Below are 20,541 nucleotides of genomic sequence, written 5' to 3' on the forward strand. Positions count from 1 at the left end.
TGCAAAAAATGTAAAAATAACTGCTAATCGATGAATAATCCTTCAATGGCTTATTTATACCTATTTACTCAAAGATAAATCACAACTTATCCACAGATTTATCCTTTTTGACTTGGGTGAGAGACAAAAAAAGCTGCAAATCGCAGCTTTTTGGATTGAGTGAGGATTAAATGCCAGAACCATCGGCTTCACCATCATCTTCATGAAGACCGCATTCTCTTTTTAAACCAAAGAAACGCGTTTCTTCTTCTGCCATCCCCGGTTCCCATTTTCGGGTTGTGTGTACATCACCGACGGAGAGATACCCCTCATCCCATAATGGGTGGTAAGGCAAGTCATACTCTTTTAGATAGTAGTGGACCTCTTTATTCGTCCAGTCGATAACCGGCAAGAACTTAAATACACCATTTTGGACTGCCAATACCGGCAGATTAGCACGAGATTTTGACTGCTCGCGACGTAATCCGGAGAACCAAGTCCCTACTTCCAATTCTCGAAGCGCTCTTCTCATCGGCTCCACTTTGTTGAGGCGGTTATACTGTTCAATACCTTCAACATCCTGCTCCCATAATTTCCCGTACCGCGCTTCCTGCCAGGCAGGTGTATGTTCGGCGCGATATATCTTCAGGTTCAGGTTCAACTTTTCCGTCAGCAGGTCAATAAACTGATACGTTTCGGGAAACATGTATCCCGTATCGGTGAGAATGACCGGAACATCATGTTTGACTTGAGAAACCATATGTAACATCAATGCAGCTTGAATCCCAAAACTAGAAGAGACTGCAAATGTTCCTTGTAAGTTCTCAAACGCCCAGATGATTCGTTCTTGCGCCGACAAACTTTCCAGATAGCCATTCAATTCAGCCAAGTGAAGCGATTGCTCCACTTTGGTCATATTGAGTAACTCAGAAAGCTGTGGCCGATATAGCACACTATCAGGCATAGAAATCCCTCTTTGAAACCACGACTTCTTCAATGATTCCACTACGAATCACAAAGTCACCGAAGTATTCACCTTCATGGCGTTCTTTCGACCAGCGAGCGACCAGCTGGTCGATCTCTGCTAATATTTGTTGCTCCGTAATATTTTCTTTGTACATTTTCGGGATACGAGTCCCGGCTCGGTTTCCACCGAGGTGCAAGTTATAGCGTCCGGGAGCTTTACCAACCAGCCCGATTTCAGCAAGCATGGCGCGACCGCATCCGTTCGGGCACCCCGTCACCCGGAGAATGATATTTTCATCTTTGCCTAACTGATGTTTTTCCAGAATGCCTTCAACGTCTGTCACAAATGCAGGTAAGAATCGCTCAGCTTCCGCCATTGCGAGCGGACATGTTGGAAATGATACGCACGCCATTGAGTTTTTACGTTGCTCACTGACTCCATCATCCATCAGACCATGAGCTCTGGCGATTAATTCAATCTGCTCTTTTTGTTCGGCGGTTACACCTGCAATAATCAGATTTTGATTGGCCGTCATACGAAAATCACCTTGGTGAATTTTGGCAATTTCAGCAACACCAGTTTTTAATGGCTTACCCGGATAATCCAGTAACCGACCATTCTCAATGAAGAGGGTCAGGTGGAATTTACCATCTATCCCTTCAACCCATCCGATCCGATCACCACGGCTGGTGAATTCATAAGGTCGGCTGTCAGCAAAATTGACTCCGGCCCGTTTTTCAACTTCGGACTTAAAGACATCAATGCCGACACGGTCGAGAGTGTACTTGGTCTTCGCGTTCTTCCGGTTAGAACGGTTTCCCCAATCTCTCTGCGTCGAAACGACAGCGGCGGCGACATCCAGTGTATTTTCCAGCGGAATGAAGCCAAAATCATCAGCACGACGAGGATAAGTTGATGTATCCCCATGCGTCATCGCTAGACCACCACCCACCAGCACATTGAATCCAATCAACTTGCCAGCTTCCGCGATCGCCACAAAATTTAAATCATTGGCGTGTACATCGATATCATTGTGCGGTGGAATCACTACGGTTGTTTTAAACTTCCGAGGTAAGTAGTTGCTGCCCAGAATCGGTTCTTCATCTGTCGTTTCCAGCTTTTCACCATCGAGCCAGATTTCGGCATAAGCGCGAGTTTTCGGCAACAAATGTTCACTGATCTTCTTCGCCCACTCATAAGCTTCCTGGTGAAGCTCAGATTCAACCGGATTCGACGTACACAATACATTGCGGTTTACATCACCGGCTGTGGCAATCGAATCGATCCCGATTTGATTGAGCGTCTGATGCATCAGCTTGATTTTAGGTTTGAGCACCCCATGAAACTGGAAGGTTTGCCGAGTCGTCAAACGAATACTGCCATACAGGGTGTGTTCGGTAGCAAATTTATCGATAGCGAGCCATTGTTGCGGCTGAATAATCCCTCCGGGCATCCGGGCACGCAACATGACATTATGTAATGGTTCCAGCTTCTGCTTGGTCCGCTCAGCCCGAATATCACGATCATCTTGCTGATACATTCCGTGAAAACGAATCAACTGGAAGTTATCCGCCGTAAACCCGCCAGTTAATGGATCCTGAAGATCTTGTGTGATCGTCCCGCGTAAAAAGTTACTTTCTCTTTTCAAGCGCTCGTTATCAGACAATGGCCCCAGATCTTGTCCTAAGACTTCTTGGTTTTTGGTTTCTTGATTCGTACTCATTAGTAGACATCCCTTTGATAACGCTTCGCTTTACGCAATTCATTAATATATTCTTCGGCTTGTTCACGCGCCAAACCACCTTGTTGTTCAGCAATGGTAATGAAGGCTTCGTGTACATCTTTTGCCATATGGGTAGCATCACCACAGACGTAAAGATAAGCGCCATTTTGTAGCCAATCCCAAAGTTGTTCGGCTTTTTCCAGAATACGATGTTGAACATAGACTTTTTCTGCCTGATCACGGCTAAAAGCAACATCCATCTGAGTCAAAGCACCCGATTTCAAATATTTCTGCCATTCGACCTGATAGAGAAAGTCCTGCGTAAACGTCCGGTCACCAAAGAACAACCAATTCTGGCCTGAAGCTCCCCGGTTATCTCTTTCCTGAATAAAACTTCTGAATGGCGCAATCCCCGTTCCCGGACCAATCATAATGATCGCCGTATTATCATCCTGAGGAAGTTTGAAGTTATTATTATGTTCAATGAAAACTTTGACGTTTTCGCCTTCTTCAAGACGATGCGTCAAAAATCCGGAGGCTCCGCCCTGACGCGCTTCACCCTCTTGATCATATTCAACCACACCAACCGTCAGATGAACTTCGTCATCGACTTCAGTCTGACTCGATGCAATCGAATAAAGACGCGGGGTCAAACGACGTAATAATCCCACCAGCTCATCTGCTGATAGCTTCACCGCAGCTTGTTTTAATATGTCGATAATTTGGGTTTGTGCGGAATACTCACGTAATTTCTCTTTGTCTGCGACCAGTTCTTTTAAGAATATCGATTCAGAGATCTCTGCCACGCGAGTAATAAACTGAGGATTGGACGATGTGATTTCAAACTGATGAATTAACGCACTGTGAATGGAAATACTTTCACCATCGACTTCAACACTCTCCACACCGGAAAGTCCGACACAGCTCAGAATCTGGCTAGATAACGCCGCATCATTTTCATACCAAACCCCGAGAGCATCGCCCGGTTGATAAGTAATCCCGGAACCTTCGAGATCAATCTCAATATGACGAACATCTTTGCCTGAATCACGTCCGGTAATTTTCTGATTGGTCAGCAGCGTAGCGGTATATGGTTTCAACTTCGTATATTCGGCGGAAGCACTACTCGCAGATTGAATCGGTAACTGCACGACCTCTGCCTGCCCTTCCGACATTGAATCTTTGAGAATATCCAATGCTTTCTGACGCCATTCAGCCGCTGGCGCATCGTAGTCCACATCGCAGTCCAATCGTGCCAAAAACGGTTTAGCCCCTAATTTGGAGAGAAACGCATCGAAGTCTTTACCCGTCTGACAGAAAAACTCATAACTAGAGTCCCCCAGAGCAATAACACCATATTGAAGATTCGGCAGTTTCGGTGCTTTTTTCGACTGCAAAAATTCATGTAGCTCAAGAGCATTATCCGGAGCTTCTCCCTCGCCATTGGTCGAAGCCACGATCACCACATAGGTTTCTTTGGCGAGATCTTTCCCTTTATAGTCACTGGCATCAAAAATCTGTACCGGGAGTCCCTGCGCTTGAGCTTCATGCTCCAACGCTTCTGCAACACCCTTGGCATTCCCCGTCTGAGAAGCATAAATGATGGTAAGTTTATCGGCAGGTTTTGCAGCCGCGAGCGGTGATAAAGCAGCCGCACCAGAAGGATTTCCCGCCTGAGACTGACTCAATCCCCAGAAATATCCGCTCACCCAGGCTAATTGCTGTGGTGACAACTGTGAAACTGTCTGTTGCAACTGACCGAGCTGCATATCGTTAAGTGGGCTTGATAATAAACCACTATTATTAGAACTATTGTTATTCGCTGAAGACATCGTCACGACTTCCCTATTCATTGCATGACGATAGAGTAACCAAGCTCACTAATAACAAGAAAGAATAGAAGAGAATGTTTTATAACTTTTGGGAGTAAGAACGACTATAAATCTAACGATTCAACCCTGACATTTCGAAAACCAACCTCCATCGCGGATTTAGAGGCCAGATCAGAATCGATGTAGTGGCACTCTTCGCCTTCTTCATCCGTTAAAATAATCAAACTGTCATTGGTATGTTTGAATTCAACCATCCACATGCCATTGTCAGAACAAGGCTCGACAATCGCTTCAACCAGAAGATTGTCCAGATAAAGGGCTCTCAGGGCTTCAAGCGTCATCTTTTATTTCTCCACCTTACTCCTCAACATGCTCATTTCATCATGGAAGATGATACTCGAAAAGTTAAGCTTTTCCCGATAATTATAAGGAAATAAAATATAGAAACAGATATTGATAACTGAATAAAATATGAACTATGCGAATTTTTTCAACAGCCAAATGCCAAGCATGATCATAAGTAACCAAGGCAGCATCTTAATAAAGATAGCGAACATGCCAAATGCCAAAATAAACAAGAATGACACCCCAATCGACAACATCACACCAAACAGCGTCACACCGGTAAAAAATAACACCCCAGCAAAAATCAGCAAATACAGCACTTCAATCATTATGATTCTCCTTCGTTTTCCTATCAATAAGCAGAAATCAGGCCAACTCAGCACCGTCTGAACTCGCTGATTTTCCGACTATTCACATCACCCTATGCCAAATCGTTCACCGACAATTGGTCAATCTGACGAATCTCAGGTCAAATTTACACATTTAAAGATTCAGGGATTTTCAATAGTGCTGTTTGAATTACTTCGATTCCTGCGCCTTTCTTATGCGCATTTTCACTAATATAACGACGCCATTGCCGGGCACCCGGCATATTCTGAAACAGCCCGATCATATGGCGAGAGATGTGACCGAGATAAGCACCTTGCGATAATTGCGAGTCAATATACGGATACATCTCTTCGACAACCTGAGAGCGCTTTTTCACCGGCGTTTTCAGACCAAAAATCTGTTGATCCACTTCGGCCAGCAGATATGGGTTCTGATATACTTCACGACCAATCATCACCCCATCGAGTTGTGTAAGATGTTCTTTCGTTTCTTCAAGGCTCTTGATGCCACCATTAACGGCAATCTGTAAATGGGGGAAATCTCGTTTCAATTGATAGGCTCTGGGATAATCTAACGGGGGAATTTCCCGGTTCTCTTTTGGGCTCAGACCATTCAACCATGCTTTACGTGCATGAATCGTAAACTGTTCGCAGCCACCTTGTTCAGCAACAATTGTGACGAAATCGGTCAGAAACTGATAAGAGTCCTGCTCATCAATACCGATTCTTGTTTTCACGGTCACCGGGATATCAACTTCAGCTTTCATCGCAGCCACGCATTCAGCAACCAACTGGGGCTCAACCATCAGACACGCCCCGAACCGTCCATTCTGGACGCGATCTGACGGACAACCGACATTGAGATTAATCTCATCATAGCCACGTTCAGCCGCCAGTTTTGCACAAGTCGCCAGATCCTGTGGATTCGAACCACCCAATTGTAAGGCAACCGGATGCTCCTCATGGTTATAAGCCAGAAAATCGCCTTTGCCATGAATAATCGCCCCCGTCGTCACCATCTCGGTATATAACAGCGCCTGCGAAGTCAGCAATCGATGGAAGTAGCGACAGTGACGATCAGTCCAGTCGAGCATGGGGGCGACGGAGAAACGGCAAGATGGATACATATTGTAAAACTCCTTAAGTATAAAAAAATTACAGCAAAAACCAATTAAGGGCATTGCAATATATCCCGCCCATTTTGAGCCGATTTTAACACTGGTGAATGGATGAAAAACATGAGAAGTCCCCTAAAGGGGTTCTTTGTGGCGCGAATTATAGCCAGCAGCAGCTATCGCATCAATGCTAATCAGCTTACGTCTGCCATATGACCACGAAGAGCAGGAAACTATCGCTCTCTGCGATGAATATCAAAGGCTAGAAAACAAACATACTGACCAGTTTGACTATAGACGAATGCTCACTACTATATATGAAACACATTTAATAATATTATTGATATGTGTCCTCTCTAATTTATATTGAATAAACAAGATAATCATTGGTTAGGATTAGGTGAATACGATGAAAATAAAAACTTTACTAGCAGGCATGATATGCAGTTTAAGTCTGTTCACAACTCAGACGGCAAATTCAGCAACCGATGTTGTGTTGATAATCGATACTAGTGGTAGTACAGGCGCTTTATTACCGACATGGCAGAGAAATATGGAAAGCAAGGTATTTGCTCCGTTCTTATACGAAGATCCTGAGACACGTTTTGGGTTAGCGGCTCATGTCGACTTCCCAATGTCTCCCTATGGCACTTCGGGGGATTACGCTTACAAGATGGTTCATCCGCTCACACATGAAACACAAGATATCTTATTGAGTTTAAAAGCGTTAAGGTCTGGATCAGGTGGTGATGCAAAAGAATCTCAGTTGGAAGCCGTATATCAGGCCATCAAAGGAACAGGTCGAGACTTGAATGGTAACGGTAGCTACGATGATCTAGGTGATATCAAGCCACAAAAGATGGGGTGGAGTAATGACCCAGATGTAACAAAAATCGTTATTCATTTTACATCACCTCTGGTCTACCATAATGACCCGACAGCTGAAGATAACTACCCCTATAAAGGTGTTGTCAATAAACCGGCATCCTTTATAGATATGGTACTTGCCTATTCGGAGTTACCCGCTATTTATACAGTGACACCAGATCCACTCGTTGCAGCAAAACATAAATCTGCACAAAGTTCGACTCATGAGCAACTTATGGAACTCATCGAACGCTCCAATCAATTACAGGGATTTAGTGGACAATTAGAGTCACTTTTACCTGAAAATAAATCAAATTTAGCTTCAGACTCAGCAAGTACTGCGGAAAAACTGTCTTCACTTTCTGGTGGAAAAGTCCTTCATGTGAGTAGCAATCTTTCCGACTTTGAAAAAGCAGTAGCAGAAGTTATTGAAAAAGAAGCGGAAAAAAGAGGTGAATGCCCTGTAGGAAAAACAAAAGTCGAATTACCTTTCGGTTTCTATTGCATCTAACACATAAATATTTCCAGCTAAATGTAAGGCTTCGCAACAACGAAGCCTTACATCTCACCCAGCCACAGACGCCATATGGTGTTGAATCATCGCATCCGGCATCAGTATCTGTAAGTGCTTTATCATCTCTGCTCCGGCTTGTTGTAAACAGTCCAACGGCATTTCAGGTAAGCTCTCTAAAATGAACCACATATTGCGTGTCTCTGACTCAATGCGAGTCCTGAGTCCTTGTCGCCAGTTCCAGCGCCGGCAAGTGACACCGATATCATCCCGCCAGATGATTTCTCCGGCATCCGGACTTTCAACAATGGGAGCCCCATCCTTGATGGTTTCAAAGGCTTCAGTGCCATCGGCAATGGTGAGTGTCGGTGTACCTTGGTAGGCATCCAGATTCTCTCCGCCAACCGGGATCGCATATTGAATGCTAATTGCATTGTAGATATCCACGATCGGAGCGATGCTCGGTATCTCCCCCTGCTTTAATACTCGCTTACGTAGCGCCGCAGCAGAACATGGGGTTTTATTCGGCTTAGCACCAAATTGACGAAACACCGCTCCCCAAGCATTGATATGGGACTCAGCCCATGCATGATCATTCTCCATGACACATTGACATGCCTGTTGCAAAACCTGTACGGCATATTGAGGATTTTGAATCTCAGTGCCTTTGACTGAAATACTCAAGGCCCTGAAATTTGGCGTGATATGAGCAATACGTGGATCAATATGCGGGACAACGGTGATCATGCAATCATTCCTTGGGTAACAAATAGGATATCAGTGGTTGACAAATCATCACGCCAGTATGCTATCACTGGCGTTGATAACTCGGTTTACTCTCTTATCGAATCGTACTGAATCGCCCGGTCTCACTGGGCGAAATAACCTTCTGACATGCAAGCGTGGGGATATCGCCTTGACTGGTATGTTCAATGACGGCACATTTGCCACAGACACCACTCTGACATTTATACTGAATATTGATGCCATGACTCAGGCATACCCGAAGCAGGGTTGAATTCTTAGCTGCCGGATAGGTTGTGCCATCGATATCAACCTGTATTTTTTTGAATAGTCCGAACATTGTTATATATCCATTAACATCAGTTTATAGGCGATAGACAGCATAAAGATACCAATAATGCCGTCGAGCACACGCCAATACATGGGTTTGGAAAATATCGGCGTCAGCAATCTTGCGCCGAAACCCAGCATAAAGAAGAAAATGAATGAGGCGAGCACGGCGCCCACAGTAAAAAAGAACTGTTGTTCCGCATAGTTGGTTGATACAGACCCAATCAAAAGCACCGTATCGAGATAAACATGTGGATTAAGCCATGTAAACGCTAAACAGGTCAGAATGACTTTGGCGAATGGCAAACTATCCGCGCCCTCACCGGTCATAGATGATCCGCTATGCCAAATGGCTGAGCGCAGGTTTTGGATGCCATAAAACAGCAGAAAAGTAATCCCAAAATATTTAGCAAACAAAGAAAACTTGGGGACGAATGACACTATTGTTGTCATCCCATACACACCGATGGTAATAAGAATCGCATCTGATAAGGCACAAACCGCACAGATAGAGAAGACATATTGCTGCTTTAAACCTTGCTTCAGTACAAAAGCATTCTGTGAACCAATCGCTAAAATCAGGCTAAAGCCTAAAGTAATTCCTGCAACAAATGCGTCCATTAGCTTTTTTCTCCGATGAATAACCTAAACTTTTCAACTGTTGATGTTTTGTGGTGCCCGTTGACATACTGCTCATCTCGCTCCATTAAGAATCTGTGGGCTTTTTTGTGCTGCCAAAACGGGATGGCGGGATAAAGATGGTGCAACAGATGATAACCATCCGCAGCCGGGTGAAACAACCACCGGTCAACTACAGATAAGTTATTGAACGTAGAACCGAATTCAGAATCAGATAAGGCATAATCGTGCTCTGCCATCTCAGCAATGTAACGGATCACAGGTAAGACCAAAAAGAAGGCCATGAGAACCAACATCAGCAACCTTGTTGCAATCTCAACGGAAACAGTTTGTACAACCAGAGCATAGAGACCGGTGTAATAGAGAACTGTCATGAGCACAGCAATTTTATTGGCGTTAATCTGTTGATAAAAGCTGAGTGTCATTGACAGCATATTACGCAATGGTCGGTGCTGATTTTCATAACGTGCTTTGCACGGATCATTGTCTGAACCGAAATAAGTATGGTGCATCGAGTGACTCAACCGGTAAGCTTTTACCTGCTGAGCGACTTGTAAGCCAGCGAAAATATTCACCAACAGGTCATTGGCGACGGGATTATGGCTCACACAGTAATGGCTGCCGCTATGGACTAAATTTTCCTGAAACCGAAGATGAACCGCGAATGAAACCACGGCAACCACCGCTAGGATCCATGTCGTCATCTGATTCTCATGCCAATAAATAGCAGCACTGACAGTAAGAATAAAAGCAATCAGAGTTGACAGCAAAGAGCGCCCCACAAACTGAATGACCGATGGTTTGAAGTAGCGATTCAAAAACTCGCTATATTCGTCATCGGTAAGTGAGCTTTCGTGAATTGACATCACCGTTCCCCAGCCTTGAATTAATTTATCTATAAAAATCATTATGTTTGTGACTTAAAATGCAAACAATTGCGTAATCCGAAAAATACTAAAGTGAAACCATTACAATTTCAATACCACTGAGTAACATTTGATGCATATTGATAACCTTTCAGTCTCGACGAACTGGACCGGTTATTCGTGGGAAAAGAGACGGTGAATCGTTCATGTTACAAAAACGCGGTTTACCGGGCCTCAATATATTCAGGGCGGCAATAACTGCCACCCTGAATCATTTCGGTTCCATTTACTTTTGGTATCAAAACGATATTGACATCAGTTCATTTTCTTCTGCTGCCACGGCATCAATTGGAGTCTGATTCGCGGTGATATTCTCGACAATATTGCCGCTTTCGAACTTAATCAACTGATCAGCAAGGTGGAAATACCGGTCATCATGGCTGATCACCAACACCAATTTGTTCTGACGTTTCAGTTCGGGAATGATCCGGGTATAAAAGATCTCGCGGAAACGCGGGTCTTGATCTGCCGCCCATTCGTCATACAGGCAAATCGGTGTATCTTCGATATAGGACATCAATAATGCGAGGCGCTTTTTCTGCCCCTGAGACATCGCCACCGAAGATAACTTACCGTCTTTGGAGGTCACTTTGCTGGTCAGCTCCAGATCAGCCAGATATTTTTGGATCACTTCATCACTTTCCGGTTCGCCCTCACTGTTCAGCACGTGCTCGAATAAATGGAAATCCGAGAAGATAGTCGAAAACATCTGCTGATACTCGTGGGTATCAATCGCTTCCGAGACCACTTTATCGTCCAGCTGAATTGTCCCTTGGTTCGGACGATACAATCCGACCAGCAATTTAGCGAAGGTTGATTTCCCACTGCCATTGCCACCGGTGAGGAAAATCGCCTCACCACGGTGAAACTCAGCATTGACCGGACCGACATGGAACGAATATTCATCATCCTCGGACTGATATTGAAACATCAGATCCCGGACGGTCAGACGCTGCCACGACTCAGGTTCCGCCTGCGGTTTTTTCTCCCCGTCAGTGGTACGATGGAAATCATCCAACTCTGCCAGATCGAGACTTTCAATATTCCGGTAAGAACTGGAACAGTCACTGAAGCGGCTCATCGAATCAATCACCCCCTGCAATGGATTAACCATATACAGAATGGTTAATACAAACGTCACGATCACTTCCAATGGCACGTTGGGGAAGTAAACCCGACTGCCGAAGACGATGATCCCAATCACGAAGAAAACCAGCGTTGAAGCCATACTCCCCATCATGGTAAAGATCACCGACACTTTAACGCTCCGCTCACGAATCGCTTTAAAGTTCGGTTCAAGAATCTGATTGTAAGTAAAACGACGCCGGTTAGCATTGATACTCAGCTCTTTAATCCCGTCCACCAAAGTTTTCAGACCACTGAACATGTCATCTTCATACTCACGCAGCAGCATGTAATGATGAAATCCGCGTTTCAGGAAGAACTTGGCAATCACCACAATCAGTGCGATCAACACGAAGACCACCGAGAACAGTTCCCATGAGGTATACACCATATATCCGAGACACAGCATCACCGTCACCAAGCTGTAGATAAAACCGGGTAACATTAACAGCCCGTCAGATAACTTCGCCGCATCGGTTTTCATCGCCGCCATCACGCGGTGCCCGCCAATCTGTTCCAGCATCGCATAGGATGTTGAAAGCAGCCGCTTCGCCAGTGAATCCCGAAACTCATACACCACCCGGGCACTCAATTTTGCCAGCAGATAACGGGATGCGAGGCTAAATAACAACACCGTTGCCACCACACCGACAAAAATCAAAAACGCGTGCGGGCCGGGCGCTTTTCCGGCACCAATCAGGCTAACCTGCGCGGTGATGATTCTCAGCATCATAATTCCGGCTAACGCACCAACGACACTCAGCACAGTTGCCGCAAAAACCTGCCATTTAAAACGACTTAAAATGGATTTAAACATCTCAATTCCTCATCTGTTTGAATGTGACTGCGCTATCGAATACAGCGGCCACAACATCTTCAGTTAAATAGCAGTCTTACCCTGTACCGCATCAGTCAATAACTGAACGTTGGGTTGCTTTAATAATGTCATATGGTTGCCTTGACTGTGTAATACGGTTGCTTCAGGCATCAGGGTTTGCCATCCCGTCAAACGTTCCGGTGATGAACCTTGCGCGATCACCAGCGTGGTCGGGGTTTGCGGTAAAATCTCCGGTGTAAACCAGATCCGAATCTGTGTCGCAAACGAGCGATAAATCGCGGCAAAATCACTGTTGCGGGTATTTTTCGGCAGTTGTCCGTTGTCAATCAAACGACTTAACGTCACCGTCAACCGTTCATGATAAGACAGCGATGCCAGCGTCGCTTCATTCAGATCAAGTGAACAGCCTCGCATTTCAAATAACTCAATCAGTCGAATCAAGGCTTGCAGATCACTATATTCCTGATGATATGAACGCTGTGGTACCCGGGAATCAGCGATAGTCAATGAGCGTACAGCGATCCCCTGCGCTTCCATCTGAGTCACCAGCGCTAAAGCAACCCAGCCGCCAAATGAGTGTCCGACAATATGCAGTTCTTGCTCTCCCGACAGCTCCCGCAATGCATCAAGATAGAAAGATGCAGCCGCTTCAACACTGCTGTGCGGAATACCGCCCCCCCATAATCCCCGAGGTTGAATCGCCAGAACCGTCCAGTCAGATGGCATGGTCTGAACAAAATCAACAAAGGAGAACACATTATCTCCGGCGCCGGGGATACACACGACCTGCGGTTTTCCCGGTTGGCCGTTTTGTAGTTTCATCACTGGCGATTCATCAGACAAAAGCTGTCTTGGGTTGTGCCGGTAAAACTCGGTACGACGGTGAATAGCCTGTGAAATCGCGCCACCGACATCTGCAATATAAGGGGCATTCATTAACTCATAATGGGTTCCGGGCACAGTGACACAGTGGATATTCTCCGCGGGCAATACCTGCGACCATCCCAGTAATGGCTCGATGGCCCGTGACGGCTCTGTCGCGATTAGGTCGATATACAGCGGTAAAGGCAATGGCTGATATTCCGCCCGGAGGAAGTCTTTCTGGTGAATCAACATCTGATGAAAGTACGTTTCTGTCCACACTTGAGGGAGATATCCCTTGGCACATCCGATTTGATAATAGTCCCGCCAGTGATCTTGCTGCGGCAGTTCAACCGGTACACCGTGCATTTGGCCGGCAAGATACGCAACCATATTATGACTCAGCGCGGCGATCATCTCATCATCGCTCTGTATCGGTTGTTCAATCATTCCCGGAACCCAACTATCTAACAGGCCTATAAATTCAACATGCTGATCCTGTCCCAGTAATTGCGCGGCGATCTCATAAGCCAATACCCCGCCGGAAGACCAGCCGAACAGACGGTATGGCCCTTGGGGCTGCGTCCGGCGGATCATGCGGACATAACGTTCTGCCATGCGCTGATAGGTTTTCAGTGATGGCTGCATCCGATCCGGAGCTGAGAGGCCATAGACGGGGACATCCGGATCGATATTCGCGGTCAATGCCGTTCCGTATAACAACTCTCCGCTGAATTCGGGCACGATAAACAGCGGCAACTGTTTCCCTGTCGTGCGGAATGGGATGACTTGATCGGGTAACGCCGGATTAGCCGCTGTTTGCACCGCCGAATCCTGAGACTCGCCCACGGTTGCTGCCAGTTGATGCAAAACAGGCATGGTCATCAAGGTTGCCAAATCCAAAGCGATGCCCTGTCGTTGGGCTTCTCCGACCATCCGTACTGCCAGCAAAGAGTGACCGCCCAGCTCAAAGAAGTTATCGGCACGGCCCACTTGCTCGACGCCCAGTAACTCAGACCAAATCGCCGCCAGTTTTTCCTCGGCATCGCCCATCGGTGCCTGATATTCATGCCGCACCACCGAGTCGATATCCGGCGCAGGCAGCGCCTTACGGTTCACTTTGCCGTTCGGCGTCAATGGCATCGCATCAATCAAGACATACACGGCCGGTACCATATGTGCCGGTAAACGCTCAGACAATTCAGCTTTCAACGCCGCCACATCCGGCACCGCGTCTTGATTCACCGCAGTGTAGTAACCGACAAGCTGTTTGTCGCCGCTCTCGCCAAAGGCTCGGGCAATCACCACCGCATCCTGTACACCCGTGCAGCTTTGTAATGCCGAGCTGATTTCACCCAGCTCAATCCGGAAACCGCGGATTTTCACCTGGTCATCATTACGACCCCGATACTCAATCGTCCCGTCCGCTAACCAGCAACCGACATCACCGGTGCGGTACATCACCGGATAAGTGTTGTCGTACGGATTGGCAACAAACCGCTCTGCGGTCAGCTCATCGCGGTTCAGATAGCCGCGGGCCACCTGCACCCCGCCAATGTACAACTCCCCTTCAACCCCGACCGGGACCGGATGACCGGCACTGTCGAGCACATACATCCGGGTATTCGCTACCGGATGACCGATTGACACCCGGTCACCTTCCAGTTGTCGCGGACAGTGCCATGCGGTGACATCCACCGCCGCTTCCGTCGGACCATACAGGTTATGTAATTCAATCTGTGGCAGTCGCGCATAGCTCTTACGAATCGCTTCTGCCGGCAGCGCTTCACCACTACAGAACACCAGCCGCAGACTCGGACAATCACCCGGTGTCACCACCTCAAGGAAGCTCTGCAACATCGGTGGCACAAAGTGCAAGATGGTCACCCCTTGACGGGTGATTAGGGATTTCAGGTAATCCGGGTCTTTGTGTCCTTCCGGCTTGGCCATTAACAGCGTCGCTCCCGACCACAACGGACAGAAGAACTCCCACACCGACACATCAAAACTGAACGGGGTTTTCTGCAACACCACATCATCACTGCCAAAGCCGTAGTCTTGTTGCATCCAGTCCAGACGGTTGACCACGCCACGGTGCTCGTTCATCACCCCTTTGGGTAAACCGGTGGAGCCGGAGGTGTAAATGATGTACGCCAGATGACGATTGGTCAGCTCCGCCACTTCCGGGTTGGTCTGCGGGCAGTCCTCCCACGGCTGCACCACTGAGGCTAAATCGACCAAACGCGTAGTCGTCGGGATTTCTCCCAACACGTCGCGCAATGCCCCCGTGGTCAGCAAAGCGACCGGCGCACTGTCGGATAACATATAGGTCAGCCGCTCAGTCGGATAACCCGGGTCAAGCGGCACATAGGCACCGCCCGCTTTAAGAATCGCCAGCAAGGACACCACCAGCTCACAGCTTCGTTCCAGACACACTGCCACCCGGCTGTCAGGACGCACGCCCTGCTCAATCAGCCAGTGGGCCAGTTGGTTGGCCCGGGCATTCAGCTCGGCGTAACTGAGAGTCTGGTCTTCGAAGATAACGGCGGTTGCATCCGGGCTGCGCGCCACCTGCGCTTCAATCAGGGTATGCAGGCAGGTATCGTCCGGGAATGTAGTCTCCGTTTGGTTGAACTGATTGAGCACCAAGTTTTGTTCAGCGTGAGGCAGAACCGCTAACTGGCTGACCGGACGTGCCGGGTCATCCGTTAACGCGGTCATCAATGCGGTCAGCGTTTGCTCAACCATCACCGCCAACCGCCCGGCACCGATACGCGCATCGACTTTGAAATCCAGACTGAAGCCCTGCCCCGCCAGATCATCGACCGACAGGCCGACCGGGTAGTTGGTCCGCTCTTCATTGGCAACCATCTCAATTCCATGCCAGGCAGAGGCCGACTGTACGCTATCGGTTCCGGTTTGCGCACTACCGCCCTGATAACGGTAATTTAATAATGACGTGAATAACGGCGCTGGCGCGCTGACCCCACTGCATTGCTGCACCTGAGATAACGGCGCATGTTCATAGTTAAGTAATTCAGCCAGTCGCTGATGAGTATTGACAACGGCGTCCTCAACCGCCATCTCGGCCAGAGACAGGCGCAGCGGTAAGGTATTGAGAAACATCCCCAACGCACGATCTGCACCGTCACCACCGGCCATCCGACCGAACAAGACGGTGCCAAAGACCACCTCATCCCGGCCAGTAGTTGCACGCACGACTAATCCCCAAGCCAGATGGAACAGGCTGGCTGCACTGACGCCATAGTGACGCGCCTGTACACGAATTTGCTGTGCCAGTTGGTCACTGACCGGATGCCGGAGCGATTCTATCTCACCACCGTGGCTCTGTGTCTCCAGCAAATCAAACGGCGCAGAGGGAACTTCGATATCGGCTAATTGCGCCCGGAAATAATCAACATATGTCTGCTGACTCAACTCACGGCGAGCCTGAGCAACAAAATTACGGAATGGGATTGGCCGGGGCAGCGCATGTTCCTGCCCGAGCAAATGCGCCTGAACTTCTTCAATCACCAGTTCCAGTGTGGTGTGATCCATACACAAATGGTGCTGAAGCAGACACATTACCCACCGTTCCTGAGCCGGGTCTGCAACATAATAGACAGCCAACATCGGGGCTTGAGAGACATCCATCTGTACACGGGACGGAGCAAAATGAGTCTGTAATTGCCGGACGATATCGTGCGATATTTCTGCGCCGCAGTCGGTTATATTTTCTTCAGCAGCCAGAGGCAGCAATTGCTCAGCCTGAAGTTCATGCATCGCAAGCGGCGCTTTGCGCCAAACCACCTGCTGAGCTTCACGCAGTCCGTCCCAGACGATGCCGGTCCGTAAAATATCGTGGCGCTGAATCACAGCCTGTAACGCATTGAGAAAATCCGTCATCCGCGATTGCTGATCAAACGTGAGAATCACCGGCGTAATATAAGGATCACGATCTTTTTGCAGGATATGGTGATACAGAATGCCTTCCTGCAACGGGGCGAGTGGGTAAATATCCTGAATATTCGCTGCTCCGCCGGCAACGCTCGCGGTAATCACCTCGATTTCTGCGACTGTTAATTCCGTCAGCGGCAACATTTCCGGCAAAATTTGTGTGCATCCCTCAGGAATTAAATTCTCTGTGATGCGCGCCGTCGGTGGTGTCATATCCTCGCTCAGTACAGTGGCGAGTTCGGCCAGTGTCGGATGATTAAACAAGGCTTTGACACTCAGGTGATACCCACGCTGACGTAACTGCTCAATCAGTTGAACCGACAACAGGGAATGACCACCCAGTTCAAAGAAATGATCCTGACGACCGATTTTCTCAATCCCTAATAAATCCCCCCAAATGGCGGCAAGTAACTGCTCCACGGCCGTTTGTGGTGCTTCATAGGTCCGGTGAGCAAAGGCACTTTCATCGGCTGCGGGCAAGGCTTTATGATCCACTTTACCATTCGGTGTCAGGGGTAACTGAGCCAGACACATATAAGCAGACGGAATCATGTAATCCGGCAATGTCTCATGCAGTCGGGATTTCAGCGCAACCAAGTCAACCTTTTCTCCGGTAGCTTGTGTGTAATAGCCGACCAAACGTTGATTACCCCGCTGATCTTTTTGCGCGATAACAACAGCATCCTGAATACCGCGACAGCGGTGTAATGCGGTTTCAATTTCGCCCAGTTCAATCCGATAGCCCCGGATCTTGACCTGATTATCACAGCGTCCCTGATAGTGAATCAGTCCGTCTTGCTTCCAGCAGCCTAAGTCACCGGTACGATACATCCGCGCACCGGGTTGGCTCGAAAATGGATCAGGCAAGAAACGTTCTTCGGTCAGTTCAGGGCGATTGAGATAACCGCGGGCAATCCCGGTTCCGCCAATATAAATTTCACCGGTGACCCCAAGCGGCACCGGTTCACCCCGGGCATCAAGGATATAAATCGTACCGTTGGGTCGCGGTAATCCAATCGGTGGCTGACCGTCAAATCCCTGATGTAAGGCACACGTCGTCCCCCAAATAGTGGTTTCAGTCGGGCCATACCCGTTATAGACTAAACGTCCTTCCGTCAGCCAAGGTTCAATCACGCTGCGGGTAACCGCTTCACCGGCGGTCAGCAGCATTTTTAAATCCGGTAACGGAACATCGGTACGCAAACTCGCCAATGCCGCCGGCGGGAGTGGCGCATGAGTAATCCGACGAGATTTGAGAATTGTCAGTAATGCTTCGCCGAGTGGCTGATCGGGGCCGGCAAAATGTAACGCCGCGCCCGAGCAGATCCCCAATACCATTTCAAACAAGCTGGCATCAAAACTGATTGATCCAAACTGGAGTACCCGGCTCTCTTGGCCGACTTCAAGCATCTTTCGTTGCGCGTATGACACATTGCATAGCCCTTGATGGGCAATCATCACTCCTTTCGGTTTACCGGTCGAACCCGAGGTATAAATGATATAAGCCAGATGTTGTGCTGTCAGACCCAGCGCGGCAGCATCGATATTGGTTGTCGCATAATCAGCCCAGAGATGACGGTGTGCCTCTAGATCAACCACCGTGCAGTCCGACGCAATCTCTCCGAGACGCGGCCGCACATCGTCATTCGTGATTAATACCTGCGGTGCACTGTCGGTCAGCATATGGGTCAGACGCCCGTCAGGATAATTGGGATCCATCGGCACATAGACCCCGCCGGCTTTCATGGTGGCTAACATCGCCATCAACAGATCAGCACTCCGGGGTAAGGAAATCGCGACCCGGCTATCGGGACGAACACCTTGTTCAATCAACCAGTGCGCCAGTTGGTTAGCCTGAGCATTGAGCTGACCATAGGTCAGCGATTCACATTCTGTGACCAAGGCGGTGGCATCCGGCGTTTCATCAGCAAACGATTCAAACAGCTGATGAATACAAGCATCGCCGGGAAAATCCATCGCCGTCTGATTTAACGTTTTGAGCAGGTATTCCCGCTCGGATTGCGGCAAAATCGGTAACGTTCGGACATCGGCATCACGCTCTGCGAGCATGCCGTGTAACAGGCATTTCCAGTAACTGAAATAGCGTTCGATGGTCGCGGAATCAAACAGCGCAGTCGCATAGTTGAGTGTACCGGACAGATGGTCATCACATTCGGTCATAATCAACGCTAAATCGACTTTCGCCGAGTTATCTGGCACATCAATATGCGACAGGCGCATTTCGTCCATTTCAACTTCTGTATGTGGCTGATTCTGCAGGGTAAACAGCACCTGAAATACTGGTGAATAAGACAGACTGCGCTGCGGTGCAACAGCCTCAACCACTTGCTCAAACGGAATATCCTGATTGGACTGGGCTGCCAGTGACGTAGCTTTCACCTGAGCCAGTAATGCTTCGGTACTTAACGGTTGTGATAAATCAACCCGCAGCGCCTGAGTATTCACGAACATCCCAACCAGATGGCTGACTTCTTTACGAGTCCGGCCGGCAACCGGCGTGCCGATCACCACATCATCTTGTCCGGCTAAACGTCCCATCAGCACCGACCAACTGGCAAACAACGTCATATATAACGTACAGCCATAACGCTGACTGAGAGCCCTCAGGCCTGCGGTCAGCTCGGCATCCAAAGTGATAGGCACATTGTCACCGAGATAGTCCCGCTGTTCTGGCCGGGGACGATCGGTTGGCAGTGCCAGTAGTTCAGGTGCGCCTTGCAAGTGAGACATCCAATATTGCTGTTGTTGCTCAAGCACCTCACCCTGAATATGGTCCTGCTGCCACTGGGCATAATCACCGAACTGAATCATCGGATGCGGCAGCGGATCCGCCCCATCTTCTCGATAGGCACGGTATAGCACACTTAACTCTTCGGTCAGGATTCCCATCGACCAGCCATCAGCAACAATATGATGCATCATGATATACAGCGTATGATCATTCTCTTGCTGACGAATTAACCGTCCTTGTACCAATGGTCCGCGAGTCAAATCAAACTCGGGCGCGGCATAAGCCAGTTCAGGCTCACCCGTCCGGTGATGGCAGATCTCTAACGGAAAACCACACTCTGGTGGCGCAATCATTTGCATCGGCTGACCGTCACGCACCTCAATATGGGTGCGTAAAGCCGCATGGCGAACGACCAGTTGATCCAAGGCCTGAGTTAAGGCCGTCATGTCCAGCGGCCCTTCAATACGTAATCCGGCGGCAATTACATAAGCAGCCGTCGTCGCTGAATCCATCTGAGACATGACCCATAACCGCTGCTGAGCCAGCGAAAGCGGAAATTCCCGTTGATTCTCATCGGCAGCCACGATCATATCTTGCCCGGGAAGCGTCGTCTGTGATGAGCCGTCCTGTTCAAGTTGTTCCAGAATTGCCATCATTTCTTCCGGTGACAATTCATCGATAGAAAAACGTGTATCTGTCAT

General features: G+C 48.3%; 13 protein-coding genes. 1 reads left to right on the top strand and 12 read right to left on the bottom strand.

The window, feature by feature from the left end; all coding sequences use genetic code 11:
- Nucleotides 1–166: 166 nt before the first annotated feature.
- The 6 genes from OCV37_RS13515 to dusA form a co-directional block, all read right to left on the bottom strand.
- Nucleotides 167–943 carry a phosphoadenylyl-sulfate reductase gene (locus OCV37_RS13515; RefSeq protein WP_038186065.1) on the bottom strand — a complete coding sequence of 259 codons (777 nt, stop codon included), beginning with the start codon at nucleotides 941–943 and terminating at the stop codon, nucleotides 167–169.
- Nucleotides 936–2,669 (bottom strand): assimilatory sulfite reductase (NADPH) hemoprotein subunit, encoded by a 1,734-nt coding sequence (gene cysI, locus OCV37_RS13520; RefSeq protein WP_038186062.1) that lies wholly within the window; start codon nucleotides 2,667–2,669, stop codon nucleotides 936–938. The genes OCV37_RS13515 and cysI overlap by 8 nt, the downstream gene beginning before the upstream one ends.
- Entirely contained in the window at nucleotides 2,669–4,501 is a 1,833-nt protein-coding gene (locus tag OCV37_RS13525) for an assimilatory sulfite reductase (NADPH) flavoprotein subunit (RefSeq protein WP_084717551.1), read from the bottom strand. The genes cysI and OCV37_RS13525 overlap by 1 nt, the downstream gene beginning before the upstream one ends.
- 104 nt (nucleotides 4,502–4,605) lie before the next feature.
- Nucleotides 4,606–4,842, bottom strand: coding sequence for a hypothetical protein (locus OCV37_RS13530; RefSeq protein ID WP_038186055.1), 237 nt, complete (start codon nucleotides 4,840–4,842; stop codon nucleotides 4,606–4,608).
- Between the two features lie 135 nt (nucleotides 4,843–4,977).
- A complete protein-coding gene (locus tag OCV37_RS13535; RefSeq protein WP_038186053.1) occupies nucleotides 4,978–5,175 on the bottom strand; it encodes an envelope stress response protein PspG in 198 nt (65 codons plus the stop codon).
- 146 nt (nucleotides 5,176–5,321) lie between these two features.
- Entirely contained in the window at nucleotides 5,322–6,302 is a 981-nt protein-coding gene (gene dusA / locus OCV37_RS13540; protein ID WP_038186052.1) for a tRNA dihydrouridine(20/20a) synthase DusA, read from the bottom strand.
- A gap of 397 nt (nucleotides 6,303–6,699) precedes the next feature.
- Between dusA and OCV37_RS13545 the strand changes: the two genes are divergently transcribed.
- A complete protein-coding gene (locus OCV37_RS13545; protein ID WP_157635103.1) occupies nucleotides 6,700–7,668 on the top strand; it encodes a hypothetical protein in 969 nt (322 codons plus the stop codon).
- A gap of 54 nt (nucleotides 7,669–7,722) precedes the next feature.
- Here OCV37_RS13545 and OCV37_RS13550 read toward each other — a convergent pair whose 3' ends face one another.
- From OCV37_RS13550 to OCV37_RS13575, 6 genes are all read right to left on the bottom strand, one after another.
- Nucleotides 7,723–8,415: a B3/B4 domain-containing protein gene (locus OCV37_RS13550; protein WP_038186049.1), complete on the bottom strand. Its 693-nt coding sequence runs from the start codon at nucleotides 8,413–8,415 to the stop codon at nucleotides 7,723–7,725.
- A 94-nt stretch (nucleotides 8,416–8,509) separates the two neighbouring features.
- On the bottom strand, nucleotides 8,510–8,752 hold the full coding sequence (locus OCV37_RS13555; RefSeq protein WP_038186047.1) for a 2Fe-2S iron-sulfur cluster-binding protein: 243 nt from the start codon (nucleotides 8,750–8,752) through the stop codon (nucleotides 8,510–8,512).
- 2 nt (nucleotides 8,753–8,754) lie between these two features.
- Nucleotides 8,755–9,363 carry a LysE/ArgO family amino acid transporter gene (locus OCV37_RS13560; RefSeq protein ID WP_038186045.1) on the bottom strand — a complete coding sequence of 203 codons (609 nt, stop codon included), beginning with the start codon at nucleotides 9,361–9,363 and terminating at the stop codon, nucleotides 8,755–8,757.
- Nucleotides 9,363–10,247 (bottom strand): fatty acid desaturase, encoded by an 885-nt coding sequence (locus OCV37_RS13565; protein ID WP_169739388.1) that lies wholly within the window; start codon nucleotides 10,245–10,247, stop codon nucleotides 9,363–9,365. The genes OCV37_RS13560 and OCV37_RS13565 overlap by 1 nt, the downstream gene beginning before the upstream one ends.
- A gap of 298 nt (nucleotides 10,248–10,545) precedes the next feature.
- The gene (locus OCV37_RS13570) at nucleotides 10,546–12,249 is read right to left on the bottom strand and encodes a cyclic peptide export ABC transporter (RefSeq protein WP_038186043.1); all 1,704 of its coding nucleotides are present in this window, start codon (nucleotides 12,247–12,249) and stop codon (nucleotides 10,546–10,548) included.
- 63 nt (nucleotides 12,250–12,312) lie between these two features.
- Nucleotides 12,313–20,541 carry a non-ribosomal peptide synthetase gene (locus OCV37_RS13575; RefSeq protein WP_261888097.1) on the bottom strand — a complete coding sequence of 2,743 codons (8,229 nt, stop codon included), beginning with the start codon at nucleotides 20,539–20,541 and terminating at the stop codon, nucleotides 12,313–12,315.

The sequence above is a fragment of the Vibrio rhizosphaerae genome, from assembly GCF_024347095.1.
GTDB lineage: Bacteria > Pseudomonadota > Gammaproteobacteria > Enterobacterales > Vibrionaceae > Vibrio > Vibrio rhizosphaerae.

Excerpts from the sequence above, each read along its gene's own strand:
- OCV37_RS13570 (WP_038186043.1), bottom strand. The coding sequence starts at position 12,249 with ATGTTTAAATCCATTTTAAGTCGTTTTAAATGGCAGGTTTTTGCGGCA.
- OCV37_RS13525 (WP_084717551.1), bottom strand. The coding sequence starts at position 4,501 with ATGTCTTCAGCGAATAACAATAGTTCTAATAATAGTGGTTTATTATCA.
- OCV37_RS13575 (WP_261888097.1), bottom strand. The coding sequence starts at position 20,541 with ATGACAGATACACGTTTTTCTATCGATGAATTGTCACCGGAAGAAATG.
- OCV37_RS13535 (WP_038186053.1), bottom strand. The coding sequence starts at position 5,175 with ATGATTGAAGTGCTGTATTTGCTGATTTTTGCTGGGGTGTTATTTTTT.
- dusA (WP_038186052.1), bottom strand. The coding sequence starts at position 6,302 with ATGTATCCATCTTGCCGTTTCTCCGTCGCCCCCATGCTCGACTGGACT.
- OCV37_RS13555 (WP_038186047.1), bottom strand. The coding sequence starts at position 8,752 with ATGTTCGGACTATTCAAAAAAATACAGGTTGATATCGATGGCACAACC.
- OCV37_RS13545 (WP_157635103.1), top strand. The coding sequence starts at position 6,700 with ATGAAAATAAAAACTTTACTAGCAGGCATGATATGCAGTTTAAGTCTG.
- OCV37_RS13565 (WP_169739388.1), bottom strand. The coding sequence starts at position 10,247 with ATGTCAATTCACGAAAGCTCACTTACCGATGACGAATATAGCGAGTTT.
- OCV37_RS13515 (WP_038186065.1), bottom strand. The coding sequence starts at position 943 with ATGCCTGATAGTGTGCTATATCGGCCACAGCTTTCTGAGTTACTCAAT.
- cysI (WP_038186062.1), bottom strand. The coding sequence starts at position 2,669 with ATGAGTACGAATCAAGAAACCAAAAACCAAGAAGTCTTAGGACAAGAT.
- OCV37_RS13550 (WP_038186049.1), bottom strand. The coding sequence starts at position 8,415 with ATGATCACCGTTGTCCCGCATATTGATCCACGTATTGCTCATATCACG.
- OCV37_RS13560 (WP_038186045.1), bottom strand. The coding sequence starts at position 9,363 with ATGGACGCATTTGTTGCAGGAATTACTTTAGGCTTTAGCCTGATTTTA.
- OCV37_RS13530 (WP_038186055.1), bottom strand. The coding sequence starts at position 4,842 with ATGACGCTTGAAGCCCTGAGAGCCCTTTATCTGGACAATCTTCTGGTT.